The sequence below is a fragment of the Peribacillus sp. NPDC055009 genome (assembly GCF_053608705.1).
Map to the genome: position 1 here is coordinate 1 of NZ_JBSGVZ010000010.1, position 13,170 is coordinate 13,170.

The 13,170-nt window shown below is 42.0% G+C and carries 11 protein-coding genes; all 11 read left to right on the forward strand.

Annotated elements, in window-relative coordinates:
• Positions 1 to 48: 48 nt before the first annotated feature.
• The 11 genes from ACWF5P_RS15865 to cysW all read left to right on the forward strand — a co-directional run bounded on the left by ACWF5P_RS15865 (position 49) and on the right by cysW (position 13,161).
• Positions 49 to 1,458: a GH1 family beta-glucosidase gene (locus ACWF5P_RS15865; RefSeq protein ID WP_434168946.1), complete on the forward strand. Its 1,410-nt coding sequence runs from the start codon at positions 49 to 51 to the stop codon at positions 1,456 to 1,458.
• Between the two features lie 511 nt (positions 1,459 to 1,969).
• The gene (locus tag ACWF5P_RS15870) at positions 1,970 to 3,610 is read left to right on the forward strand and encodes a sulfate permease (protein WP_434168948.1); all 1,641 of its coding nucleotides are present in this window, start codon (positions 1,970 to 1,972) and stop codon (positions 3,608 to 3,610) included.
• An 85-nt stretch (positions 3,611 to 3,695) separates the two neighbouring features.
• Entirely contained in the window at positions 3,696 to 4,109 is a 414-nt protein-coding gene (locus ACWF5P_RS15875) for a MerR family transcriptional regulator (protein WP_157831082.1), read from the forward strand.
• Positions 4,110 to 4,337: 228 nt separating this feature from the next.
• On the forward strand, positions 4,338 to 5,852 hold the full coding sequence (locus ACWF5P_RS15880) for a carboxylesterase family protein (protein WP_434168949.1): 1,515 nt from the start codon (positions 4,338 to 4,340) through the stop codon (positions 5,850 to 5,852).
• Positions 5,853 to 5,884: 32 nt separating this feature from the next.
• Positions 5,885 to 7,171, forward strand: coding sequence for a kynureninase (gene kynU / locus ACWF5P_RS15885; protein ID WP_434169627.1), 1,287 nt, complete (start codon positions 5,885 to 5,887; stop codon positions 7,169 to 7,171).
• A 14-nt stretch (positions 7,172 to 7,185) separates the two neighbouring features.
• Positions 7,186 to 8,535: an amino acid permease gene (locus ACWF5P_RS15890; protein ID WP_101224059.1), complete on the forward strand. Its 1,350-nt coding sequence runs from the start codon at positions 7,186 to 7,188 to the stop codon at positions 8,533 to 8,535.
• Positions 8,536 to 8,552: 17 nt separating this feature from the next.
• Positions 8,553 to 9,398: a tryptophan 2,3-dioxygenase gene (gene kynA, locus ACWF5P_RS15895; RefSeq protein ID WP_452445067.1), complete on the forward strand. Its 846-nt coding sequence runs from the start codon at positions 8,553 to 8,555 to the stop codon at positions 9,396 to 9,398.
• 23 nt (positions 9,399 to 9,421) lie between these two features.
• A complete protein-coding gene (nadD, locus tag ACWF5P_RS15900; protein WP_434168951.1) occupies positions 9,422 to 10,075 on the forward strand; it encodes a nicotinate (nicotinamide) nucleotide adenylyltransferase in 654 nt (217 codons plus the stop codon).
• A 252-nt stretch (positions 10,076 to 10,327) separates the two neighbouring features.
• Positions 10,328 to 11,359 (forward strand): sulfate ABC transporter substrate-binding protein, encoded by a 1,032-nt coding sequence (locus ACWF5P_RS15905; protein WP_452445068.1) that lies wholly within the window; start codon positions 10,328 to 10,330, stop codon positions 11,357 to 11,359.
• A gap of 67 nt (positions 11,360 to 11,426) precedes the next feature.
• A complete protein-coding gene (gene cysT / locus ACWF5P_RS15910) occupies positions 11,427 to 12,266 on the forward strand; it encodes a sulfate ABC transporter permease subunit CysT (protein ID WP_434168953.1) in 840 nt (279 codons plus the stop codon).
• Between the two features lie 10 nt (positions 12,267 to 12,276).
• Positions 12,277 to 13,161: a sulfate ABC transporter permease subunit CysW gene (gene cysW, locus ACWF5P_RS15915; RefSeq protein ID WP_434168954.1), complete on the forward strand. Its 885-nt coding sequence runs from the start codon at positions 12,277 to 12,279 to the stop codon at positions 13,159 to 13,161.
• Positions 13,162 to 13,170 lie beyond the last annotated feature (9 nt).

Genomic DNA, 13,170 nt, shown 5'->3' on the forward strand with positions numbered 1-13,170 from the left:
ATATATTATTATAAATTTAATAAGAGGGTATGAAATGGAGGGTTATAATTGAAGTTTCCACACGATTTTTTATTAGGAGCAGCTTCCGCTTCTTTTCAAATAGAAGGAGCATGGGATGAAGATGGTAAAGGTATAACGAATTGGGATGTCTTCTCGAAGATACCGGGGAAAACATATGAAGGTACAAACGGTGATGTAGCGATAGACCATTATCATCGTTACAAAGAAGATATTAAATTAATGGCAGAGATGGGACTTGAATCATATCGGTTTTCCATTTCATGGGCACGTATTTTGCCAACCGGTGACGGGGAAATCAATGAAAAAGGTTTGGAATTTTATAATAATGTTATTAATGAATGTTTAAAATATGGGATTGTTCCATTTGTTACGCTGTATCATTGGGATTTGCCTTTGACGCTTGAACAAGATGGGGGATGGACGAATAAGCGAACAGCTGAAGCATTCGTCAAGTATGCGGAGATTTGTTTTCGCGCATTCGGAGACCGCGTCAAACATTGGATCACGTTTAATGAAACGGTTATGTTTTGCGGTTTAGGGTATTTAAAAGGAGCGCACCCGCCTGGAATCCAAAACGATGAAAATAAATACTTTCAAGCGACACATTACGTTTTTTATGCACATGCCAAAGCGGTAGAGGTATACAAGGCACTGAATCATTACGGTGAAATTGGGATTACCCATGTATTCCTGCCAGCTTATAGTATTGATGACAAACATGAGAATGTATTAGCTGCTAGGCATGCCAATGAATATGAAACTTTTTGGTATTATGACCCAATTTTAAAAGGTGAATATCCAGCTTATGTGGTTGAGCAATTAAAGGAGAAAGGCTGGACACCAAGCTGGACCGAAGAAGAACTGGATACGCTAAAAAGAAATGCGGGGAAAAATGATTTTATCGGACTCAATTATTACCAGCCCATTCGTGTGGAAAAAAATGGGGAAGTCATTTCAAACATGGAGCATTCAAGAGAAACATCCACTCTAGCTCCAGGAAACCCGTCTTTTGATGGCTTTTATCGGACCGTGAAAATGGAAGATAAAACATATACAAAATGGGGCTGGGAAATCTCACCTCAAGGATTCTTAGATGGGCTGCATATGTTAAAAGAGCGTTATGGTGATATTAAAATGTATGTTACAGAAAACGGACTTGGTGATGAGGATCCGATTATCGATGGTGAAATAGTGGATGTTCCCCGTATTAAATATATTGAGGAGCACTTAAAAGTGATTAAGCGGGCAATCAACGAAGGCATACATTTAAAAGGATATTACGCATGGTCTGTCATTGATCTATTAAGTTGGTTAAACGGGTATAAGAAGCAATACGGATTTATTTATGTGGATCATCATGATCAGTTAAACCGGAAAAAGAAGCTGTCGTTTCATTGGTATAAACATATTATCGAGACGAGAGGAGAAGAGCTGTAAACTGAAAGAAAACTTATATAGAGCCTTGAGTTTTTATAGAGCATGTTTTGAGCAATCTTTCTCAAAACATGCTTTTTCTATTGGCCATTAATCAAGTTTTCCGGTATGGGGAATTAGTCCAAAGTTCAAACCTCCTGATTCATAGTCTGAATCTCCGGCTTCAAATTAACTAGACTGGAAACATGGTCCCGGATTGTAATATAAATGTAAAAATATGCAAAAAGTTGTAAACAAATGTTAACGTTACTAACAATGTACAGTTTTACGTTTTACTGTATAATGTTGAAGCGTGGTAGAGGCCATGTCAAATAACTTAACATAAGGAGATTACATATGACGATTATTTCTTAGCTTTGAAAAGTCCCCCCGCATGGTTTGTCCCGTTGAAAAAACCTACAATAGTCAGATTAATTTTGATCAAGCAACTCCCTCTAAAATGAAAGAAAGTCATTTTTCCTGATGATGGTAGATCCCAACTAAAAAAACGACTAAGGATGTGAGTTTTAAAAAGATGATAAAAGATTCTAGATTTAAAGGGTATAATATGAAGGGTTTTCAAAAGGACGTAACGGCAGGATTGGTCGTAGGTGTTGTGGCCATCCCTTTAGGATTGGCTTTTGCAATTGCTTCAGGCGTCGAACCGATATACGGGTTATATACGACCATCATCGCAGGAATCCTCATATCGATTTTGGGTGGCTCCAAGTATCAAATTGGAGGGCCAACCGGGGCGTTCGTTCCTTTATTATTTGGAATCGTTATGCAATATGGGTATGAAAGCCTGCTAATTGCCGGGTTTTTAGCGGGGATTATGTTAGTCCTGATGGGTCTGCTTAAGTTAGGCAATTTGATGAAGTTCATTCCCCGTCCCGTCATCATTGGATTTACAACAGGAATTGCGATAATAATCTTTTCAGGGCAAATTGCCAACTTCTTTGGTATGAAAGTGGAAAAACATGAAGCGTTCATGGATAACATGAAGGAACTGGTGATTAAAGCAGACACGATCAATCTATATAGTGTGATTGTTGCGATTATATGTTTTGTCGTCATACTGCTGGCACCTAGACTTTTGCCACGAGTGCCAGGACCGCTTCTGGGTTTGCTGATTTCCACAATTGCAGCTTACTTTTTATTTCCCGATAAGGTGGCTACGATTGGTTCTACGTATGGAGCGATTCCGAAAGGTTTTCCGCAATTCCAAGTGCCGGAGCTATCAGTGGAAGTCATTATCACACTCCTTCCCGTTGCTTTTACGATTGCCTTGTTAGGCGGTGTCGAGTCATTGTTATCCGCTACCGTGGCCGATAACATGGGGGGGACCAAGCATGATAGTAATAAGGAATTGGTTGGGCAAGGAATCGCGAACATCGCGACCCCATTCTTCGGGGGGATACCTGCGACAGGTGCCATTGCCAGGACAGCTACCAATATAAAAAGCGGGGCAGCCTCCCCGATGTCCGGAGTCATTCACGGAATTGTCGTTTTACTGGTTTTGCTGGTGCTTTCTCCATATGCAGCGCATATACCTTTGGCTAGCATGGCGCCCATATTGATGTTTGTTGCCTGGAATATGAGTGAAAGAAAGGAATTCGCTCATGTATTGAAAACGAAGACGGCGGATTCTGCGGTTTTGCTAGTCACCTTCCTCGTCACAGTCTTCACTGATTTAATCATGGGGGTAGGAATTGGCTTATTGATTGCCTTCATCACCTTCATTGCAAAAATGAGCCACACGTTAAAAGTCAGGGAAAGAAGTCATGAGATTACCGAGATAGTCCCAATTGATAATTCGGATTCAAAGATCAATGTGTATAACTTGGAAGGTCCCCTCTTCTTTGGTTCGATAGACGTCCTGGAGTCTTCGATATTGGAGAACTTGGATAATAAGACGAAAGTGTTGGTAATAAGCATGCGCCGGGTAACATATATGGACACTTCAGCAGAGGCTGCACTATTGGCGATTGTTAATCGCATCGGAAAATATAAGGGGAAATTAATCATTTCCGGAATTCAGCAGCAACCCAAGGAATTGTTACTCAGCACTGGTCTGTATCATAAAATAGATAAACAGCACTTTTTTAATTCGAAGGAAGATGCCCTGTATTTTGCCAAGAAGCAGTTGAAGGGCAATTCGGATAAAGTAGTCTAATAGTTTCATCCTCGAAGTCACCTTTTTGGATAGTTATGTTATAGTATCGTTAACAGTAGATTTTTAAAAGAAGGTGACTATCTGGGTGAATATATATCGGATTGGCCAGCTTGCTGAACTTGCGAATGTTTCGAGAAGAACCATTGACTATTACACACAATTAGGAATGCTGAACTATGAAAAAACTGGGTCAAGATATCGGTATTACACAGAAGATGCTTTAAATCGTCTTCAAATGATTAATCGGTATAAAGAACAGAATATGCCTTTGACTGAAATCAAGGAACGGTTACAAGTCTGGTCTGAAACCACTGTTGATTCTGAGCAAGTGCTCTTGATGGTGGACAAGCTATCTACAGACCTTAAAGGACTGGAGAATGAATTGCTGGAATTAAAGCCTTTATTGGAACAGCTCGATGAACAGCAATTAACATATGCTGCACAACAGCTTTCCGTTCGGGGCAGCTCTTTATTGAGTATCCTTGCCATGCTCGCCTAAGCTTTTTGCCAAGTTCAACAAAAAAGACCTGATTGGGTCTTTTTTTGTTAACTGGCCATTTAATGAAAACTTCAAACTCATGAGGATAACCTGACTTTATATACGATAGCGGTACTTTATTTTGGAAGAACGGAGTCTATAGATCTTTTTTCAATAAAGATGAAGGATATAAGGGAATGGAAAAAGAAGAACTTAAGTATCTACTACTATATGAAGAGGTGAAAGGGAATGATTGGATCGATAGTTACGACGGTAAAAGGACATCTTCAAGGTACTATGGAAAACGATATATGCGTTTGGCGTGGAGTCAGGTATGCGAAAGCGCCGATTGAGGGTCTGCGTTTCCTCTCGCCGGAGCCAGTTGATAAGTGGAGCGGTGTCCTGGATGCTGTGGATTTTGGTCCGATTCCCCCGCAGCCGATGGATCGGGCGGTAAGGACAGGAATGACGGGAAATGAAAAAATGGATGAGGATTGCTTGTTCCTGAATATTTGGTCGCCTAGGGCAGATGATAAAAAACGCCCGGTCATGGTGTGGATTCCTGGAGGAGCATACATAACGGGAGCTGGATCCCTTGATATGTACAATGGACATTTACTGGCTAAGAATGGAGATGTAGTCGTAGTAAGCATCAACTATAGGCTGGGGGCACTGGGATATCTGGATTTTTCCGAGTTTGCAGTTGATGGGGAAATATTTGAAACCAATTTAGGTTTACGTGATCAAGTTGCGTCTCTGGAATGGGTTAATGAAAATATAGAAGCGTTTGGCGGCGACCCTGATAATGTTACGATATTTGGTGAATCAGCTGGTGGCAATGCGGTGACGACTTTACTTACTGTTCCTTCAGCTAGAGGTCTTTTTAAACAGGCCATTGCGGAAAGTCCTGCTCCGACATCTGTTTACGGAAAAGGATTTGCTCGCCAATTCAGTGAAAGGTTCCTTGAAATATTGGGCATTGGAAAGGATGAAATCCACCGCTTAAAGACGCTTCCAGTTCAAGAGATTGTCACGGCTTCCTACCAACTCTTGCAGGAAAATTCACAGGCCATGCCGGGCTCATTATCATTTGGACCTGTCGTAGATGGTGACTTCCTGCCCGATTATCCACTAGATTCGATTCGATCCGGAAAAGCAAAGGGAATACCCTTGCTTATAGGAACAAATAGGGACGAAGCGACGTTATTCGACCAGATGGATCCCCCATTAATTCCAACTAATTCGGTGATGATTCAGAAAATGTTCGATAACACTGATCCAGAGGCGAAAGAACGAATTACGAATGCTTATTTAAACTACCCAGAAAAGGAAGCTGTGCTTGGCATTGGCCGTGATGCGACTTTCCATATTCCCTCGGTTTGGTATGCGGAGGCATACAGCCGCTTTGAAAAAACATGGATGTATCGTTTTGATTATAAAACGGCGGCAATGCGCATAAGTAAATTAGGGGCGACGCATGGTATGGAAATCCCTTTTGCTTTCCAGACTTTTGACTCGGCATTTGGGAAACGGATTGTTTCATATGGTTCAAGGTCAGCTGCCCTGAAGGTTTCCCATAGAATGCAGGGCCATTGGGTCAACTTTGCGAAATATGGAAACCCCAATCCCCCGGAAGGAGAAATCTGGCCGAAATATGATGAAAGAAATCACTACACAATGATTTTTGATAAAAAGGATTATATTGAAAAAGATCCTGACAGAATGATAAGGTTGGCATGGGAAGGGGTAGGGATCTACAAGTGAAAAAAAGTGGCTTGGAAGGAAGCGGGGAGAACATGGATATCAATAATTTCATGTCAACGAAAGAGTATGCGAAAACTTTGGATCAGGAAGATCCATTAGTTTCTTACAGAGAGGAGTTCTACTTGAACCCCGGAATGATTTATATGGATGGCAACTCATTGGGACTTTTATCGAAGCGGGCTGAGAAAAGTTTAATGAAGTCATTGGAAGATTGGAAAAGGTATGGAATCGATGGGTGGACGGAAGGCACCGAGCCCTGGTTTTACTTTTCTGAGAGATTGGGTGAATTGAGTGCCCCGTTGGTAGGAGCTTTAGAGGATGAAGTGATAATGGGAGGGTCGACTACAGCTAATCTGCATCAGCTTGCGGCCACTTTTTTTGAACCGAGAGCTGGCAGGAATAAGATTTTGGCGGATGAACTAACCTTCCCGAGTGATATCTATGCACTTCAAAGCCAGCTCCGATTGCATGGGCTTGATCCTTCGGCACACTTGGTTCAGGTGAAAAGCCGAGATGGTAAATTCCTTGAAGAAGAAGACATCATTGAAGAGATGAACGAGGAAATAGCGTTGATTGTACTTCCGACGGTTTTATATCGAAGCGGACAGATCCTTGATATGGAGAGGTTAACAAAGGAAGCGCATGCGCGTGGAATCATGATAGGATTCGATGCCTGTCATTCCGTGGGGGCCATCCCGCATTTGTTTGACAACTGGGAAGTGGATTTCGCGTTTTGGTGTAATTATAAGCATTTGAATGGCGGACCAGGATGTGTAGCGGGGTTATATGTGAACCGTAAGCATTTTGCAAGGATGCCCGGGTTGGCTGGATGGTTTGGGTCGCGGAAAGATAGGCAGTTCGATATGGAACATACCTTTACCCAGGCAAATTCGGCAGGTGCCTTTCAAATTGGAACTCCCCATATATTAAGCATGGCCCCCCTTTTAGGCTCGCTTGAAATGTTTGCGGAAGCGGGGATAGAACAAGTCCGGAAGAAATCCTTGAAGCTGACTCAATATCTTATGGATTTAGTACATTCGGAATTGACGGGATATGGATTTGAGATTGGGAGCCCAAGGCATGAAGCAAAAAGGGGCGGTCATATCATCCTTGAACATCCAGAAGCTGCAAGAATATGTAAAGCATTGAAACAAGAGGCCATCATTCCCGATTATCGTGAACCGAATATGATTCGTTTAGCACCTGTTGCTCTTTATACCTCTTTTCAGGAAGTCTATGAAACTGTACAGGTGCTTAAGAAGATCATGGACGGCAGAATATATGAAAACTATGAAAATAAAAGGGGAATCATTGCCTAGAATGGGAGCAACATATGGAGAAAAATAAACTGCATCGTGAATTATCATCGAATCAAATCACCATGATAGCCATGGGATGTGCAATTGGCACCGGGTTATTCTTGGGTAGCGGCCTTGCGATTTCAACGGCAGGTCCAAGTGTACTTATCAGCTATGCAATAGGTGCATTCATTGTCCTTCTGCTGATGGGCTGTTTGGCGGAAATGACTGTAGCCTATCCAACATCGGGATCCTTTGGTACCATTGCTGAAAAATATATAAGTCCATTTGCGGGTTTTGTTGTGAGGTATTCATATTGGATAGCGAATGTTCTTGCCATTGGTGTCGAAGTGAGTGCCATCGCTGTTTATATGAAATATTGGTTCCCGGCTGTACCTGGAAGTGTTTGGATTTTCCTTTTTGCTGCACTGCTAATCTATGTAAATGCGACGAGTGTCAATACATTCGGGAATTTTGAGTATGTATTTTCAATGATCAAGATAAGCGCCATTGTCATATTCATTCTACTTGGCGCCTATGTGGTGATTGGCGCAGGACCTTCAAGCGGGATCGGTGTAGAGAACTATGCCAATGATGGAGGTTTTATGCCTTTCGGCTTTTGGGGGCTCTGGGTCGCCATATTCATTTCGCTCTTCAGCTTTTTAGGAACTGAGTTGATTGCGGTGACGGCGGGAGAAGCAAAGGATCCGGATATAGCCGTCCCTAAAGCTTTGAAGGCTACTGTCTTCAGGCTTGCCACTTTTTATGTACTGACTATCGGGATCATGTTAATGATTGTTCCCTGGCAATCTGCCGGTATTGACAAAAGCCCATTTGTTAAGGTAATGGAAATCCTGAATGTTCCCGGGGCATCGGGAATAATGAATTTCATTATTTTAACCGCTGCTTTATCCGCTATGAATAGTCAATTATATGCCTCCACCAGAATGATATTTTCGTTATCCGAGCAAAAGCAGGCTCCAGCCCTATTTCAAAAAGTGAGCAGGAAAGGTGTCCCGGTAAGGGCACTTCTCATATCCACTTTAGGAATATTTCTTGCTGCAGGAGTAAAGGTCCTGCTTCCGGATACTTCATATGCATTCATGATGGGGATATCAATGTTCGGAGCCATTTTAACCTGGTTCATGGTGTTCATTTCCCATTTATATTTCAGGAAGAGATGGGAGAAATCAGGTGGCCGCAAATTACCGGTTAAAATGTATGGATTTCCATATCTAACGATTCTTGGTGCATTACTTTTGTTTGCTTTGACGGTATCTACCTGGTTCACTGGCCCATTTAAAATCGTGCTCCAGTTCGGGGTTCCTTGGCTGATCTTTCTTTGCATCATTTATTTTTTGATGTCGAAATTCAAAAGAAAGTAAAGGGAAAGAGGGATAGTATGGATAAGGGTCCAAGAGATGAACATCGTTTGGAAGAAAGTATGGTAACTGATTTTGAAAAAGATATGTCCTATGAGGACTATCTGCATTTAAATCAAATTTTATCAAGTCAGCATCGACTTTCCGGCCATCACGATGAAATGCTGTTCATCATCATTCACCAAACAAGTGAATTGTGGATGAAATTGATAATCCATGAATTGACTGCGGCAACTGATCATATTGAGGCAGGACATTTGGAGCCTTCCTTTAAGATGCTATCCAGAGTGGCCAGGATCCAACAGCAACTAGTTCAATCTTGGAATGTGCTTTCGACCTTGACGCCATCCGATTATATGGAATTCCGGGAGAAACTAGGAAACTCTTCAGGGTTTCAATCATTTCAGAACAGGTTGATAGAATTTGCGATGGGTCAAAAGAATTCGCAAATATTGGCCGTTTTCCGTCATCAGCCCGAGCTTTATGAGTCGATGATGGCAGCCTTGAATAAACCAAGTATTTATGATGCGGCTTTAGGTGCTTTGGCTGCATTAGGGCTTCCTATTGATCAATCGGTCCTGAAGAGGGATTGGTCTTTAATTTATCAGGAAAATGCAAGTGTTGAAAAAGCATGGCTGACCGTTTACCGCGATGTGCATAACTACTGGGATTTGTATGAGCTGGCCGAAAAACTCGTTGATATTGGAAGTCAACAACAATTCTGGAGATTCAATCATATGAGTACTGTAGAACGGATCATCGGTAATAAAAAGGGAACTGGCGGATCGTCAGGTGTAAGTTATCTGAAGAAAGTGGTCGAACAGCCATTTTTTCCTGAGCTTTGGACATTAAGGACCAAACTGTAAGCTTTGACTGGGGGGATATCAGGATGGGCAAAATTGGAGTTTATGGATCTTCCTTCGATCCGGTCACGAACGTGCATTTATGGACAGCATCCACCATTGCGCATCGTGCTAAGCTAGACAAGGTGATTTTTTTACCTTGCTCAAATGGCCGTATCGATAAACAGATGAAAACGAGCAATGAACACCGTTGGGAAATGCTCAAGCTGGCAATAGGGGGCAACCCGTTATTCGAAGTCAGTGATTATGAAATTAATGAACGTGCCGGGACGAGTAAACAATATACTTGGTATACGATGGAATATTTTAAATCACGATTTCCAAAGGACGAAGTTTACTTCATAATGGGTGCAGATTTACTTGAAGATATTGATAATCAGGTGCTGCCGGTACACTTACGATGGAAATTCAGGGAAAAACTGATTGCAAATCATAAATTCATCGTCATGGCACGGGATGGGATCGATATGCTGAAAATCATATCCAAAAGTCCATTGCTAAGGAATTATGATGATGGAAATACATTTCACCTTATTGATAAAGGCCTTTCCATGGAAATCAGTTCTACATATATAAGGGATGAATTCGCGATGGGCGGGGAACCAAGGTATTTACTGCCTGATCAGTGTTATCAGTATATCTTGGACAATAGGCTGTATCAACAAGCTTCAGATTCATAATAAGTATAAAAAGGGCTCGATCTCCCCGTTGGATTGAGCCCTTTTCATGTGATGGAATTCTTAAACTTGCAAAATGTGAATGAATTTAAATAAAAGGACATGAAATACCTAGTTGACAACTGGGTAAACTTTGCTTTATGGTAATGATATACAAAAAAATACTTGCTGATCAGAGAACTGAAGGCATACTATCTCCTGAATAATTGAAAGGGAAATAGCATGCCTTTTTTGTTGTAAAAAAGGGGGAAGCTCATGAAAAAGGTAATGTTTTTAATAAGTTTGATTTTAGCATTCGGTGTACTTGCGGGATGCAACTCGGAAAAAACGGAAGGCGGCGGGACATCAAAGTCAGTCGAGCTTTTGAATGTATCATATGATCCGACAAGGGAATTGTACCAGGAATTCAATGAAGCGTTCGTGAAGCACTGGAAAGAAGAATCCGGTCAGGATGTAACGATTCAGCAATCACATGGCGGATCTGGTAAACAGGGCAGGGCAGTTATTGATGGATTGGAGGCGGATGTCGTTACATTGGCATTGGCTTATGATATTGATGCCATTTATGAAGCTAGTAATTTGTTAGCGAAGGACTGGCAAAAACGTTTACCGGAGAACTCGACACCATACACATCAACCATTGTGTTTTTGGTAAAAAAGGATAATCCTAAAGGCATTAAAGATTGGGATGATCTGATTAAAAAGAATGTATCCGTCATTACTCCAAATCCAAAGACAAGCGGAGGGGCAAGGTGGAATTACCTGGCTGCCTGGGCTTATGCGGAGAAAAAGTTCGATAATGACGAAACAAAAGTGAAGGATTTCATGAAAAAACTTTATCAGAATGTTGAAGTCCTGGATTCAGGGGCACGCGGTGCAACGACCACTTTTGTGGAAAGGGGAATTGGTGACGTATTAATCGCTTGGGAGAATGAAGCCTATTTAACCCTGGAAGAATTCGGTGATGACAAATATGAAATCGTCAATCCTTCAATCAGTATATTAGCAGAGCCGCCGGTAGCTGTTGTCGATGAAGTGGTCGAGAAAAAAGGAACAAAGGAAGTGGCTGAAGCTTACCTGGAATACCTCTATACGGATGCCGGTCAGGAAATTGCCGCGAAAAATTTCTATCGTCCGAGGGATGAGAAGGTTCTTGCCGAATATGAAGATCAATTTGCCAATATCGATATGGTGACTGTTGATGATACGTTTGGCGGCTGGAAAAAAGCCCAGGAAACACATTTTAATGATGGTGGCACATTTGACGAGATTTATCAACAGCAATAAGCATGAAGGAGAAGATGGCTTTAACATCTTCTCCTTCATAAATCAGAAAAAGGGTTGAGGCGAAGCGATGAATATAGTGACTGAAGGTAAACAGACGAAAAAGAGGACCATACCCGGTTTTGGATTGACGATGGGTTTTACGCTGCTGTATCTCTCCATCATCGTTTTGATCCCGTTATCGATGGTTTTTCTAAACACATTTTCAATGGGGTTCCGGGATTTTTGGGAGACCATAACTGAACCAAGGGTTCTCGCTTCTTATAAATTGAGTTTCATGACAGCGTTAACTGCGGCCTTTGTGAACGCAGTTTTTGGTGTGTTAATTGCCTGGGTGCTTACTCGTTATGAGTTTCCCGGCAAACGGATCATCGATGGACTGGTTGATTTGCCTTTTGCCCTCCCGACTGCCGTGGCAGGGATTACGTTGACCACCTTGTATTCACCGAACGGATGGATCGGGCAATTTTTCAGCTTTAAGGTCGCTTTCACTCCCGCAGGGATCATCATCGCCCTAATATTTATCGGTCTTCCATTCGTGGTGCGGATGGTTCAACCGGTGCTTGAAAATATCGAAAAAGGGATGGAGGAAGCATCTGCCTCTTTAGGGGCGAATCGAATGCAGACATTCATTAAAATTATCTTCCCGGAATTGATTCCAGCGATATTGACGGGTTTTGCACTTTCTTTTGCGAGGGCACTTGGAGAGTATGGGTCAGTTGTCTTCATTGCCGGAAATATGCCGTTTAAAACGGAGATTTCCCCGCTGATCATCATGACAAAGCTTGAACAGTATGATTATGAAGGTGCAACAGCTGTTGCAGCCGTCATGCTCATTATTACATTTATAATCTTATTCACCATCAATATCTTACAATGGTGGACCAGCAAAAGATATTCAGGGAAGTAGGAGGGATATGATGGAACATGATAATTCAGTTGTTGCAAATGCGAATCACCCAGTCATTACTACGAGAAACGCAACTAAAGAGCCTAAATCCATACAGTGGATCCTCATATCCATTGTATTGCTATTTCTCACTTTGTTTTTAGTCGTCCCATTAATCGCGATCTTTGTAAAAGCATTTGAAAAAGGTGCCGAAGCTTATTTTGCGGCCATTGTCCACCCTGATGCCGTGGCTGCGATTAAGTTAACATTGATCGTTGTCCTCATCACCTTGCCACTCAATGCCATATTTGGAGTGGTTGCCGCGTGGACCATAACAAAATATGATTTCAAGGGAAAAAACTTCTTAATAACATTGATAGATTTGCCTTTTTCCGTTTCACCCGTCATTGCCGGGTTGATTTTTGTCCTTCTGTTCGGCTTGCATGGAACACTTGGTCCACTGCTGCAATCTCTTGACATTAAAGTGATCTTTTCAATACCAGGGATTGTCATCGCCTCCATTTTCATTACCTTCCCATTCATTGCGCGCGAATTGATCCCGCTCATGCAAAACCAGGGGACGTCTGAAGAAGAGGCATCACTCACGCTGGGTGCGGGAGGGTTTAAGACATTTTGGTATGTGACGCTTCCAAATATAAAATGGGGACTTCTATATGGGGTCATCCTTTGCAATGCAAGGATAATCGGGGAGTTTGGAGCTGTATCGGTCGTATCGGGCCATATACGTGGCATGACCAATACGATGCCGCTACATATTGAAATCTTATACAATGAATATCAATTTTCGGCCGCTTTTGCCGTTGCATCCCTGATGTCCATTTTTGCAATCATAACCTTGATTATTAAGAGCTTCATAGAGTGGAAAACTGACTTTAAATCAACCAAAGCGAGATAGGAGGAATGA

Bases quoted from the DNA above. Each gene is read 5' to 3' on its own strand.
- ACWF5P_RS15870 (WP_434168948.1), top strand. From the start codon at position 1,970: ATGATAAAAGATTCTAGATTTAAAGGGTATAATATGAAGGGTTTTCAA.
- ACWF5P_RS15880 (WP_434168949.1), top strand. From the start codon at position 4,338: ATGATTGGATCGATAGTTACGACGGTAAAAGGACATCTTCAAGGTACT.
- kynU (WP_434169627.1), top strand. From the start codon at position 5,885: ATGGATATCAATAATTTCATGTCAACGAAAGAGTATGCGAAAACTTTG.
- ACWF5P_RS15890 (WP_101224059.1), top strand. From the start codon at position 7,186: ATGGAGAAAAATAAACTGCATCGTGAATTATCATCGAATCAAATCACC.
- kynA (WP_452445067.1), top strand. From the start codon at position 8,553: ATGGATAAGGGTCCAAGAGATGAACATCGTTTGGAAGAAAGTATGGTA.
- nadD (WP_434168951.1), top strand. From the start codon at position 9,422: ATGGGCAAAATTGGAGTTTATGGATCTTCCTTCGATCCGGTCACGAAC.
- ACWF5P_RS15905 (WP_452445068.1), top strand. From the start codon at position 10,328: ATGAAAAAGGTAATGTTTTTAATAAGTTTGATTTTAGCATTCGGTGTA.
- cysT (WP_434168953.1), top strand. From the start codon at position 11,427: ATGAATATAGTGACTGAAGGTAAACAGACGAAAAAGAGGACCATACCC.
- cysW (WP_434168954.1), top strand. From the start codon at position 12,277: ATGGAACATGATAATTCAGTTGTTGCAAATGCGAATCACCCAGTCATT.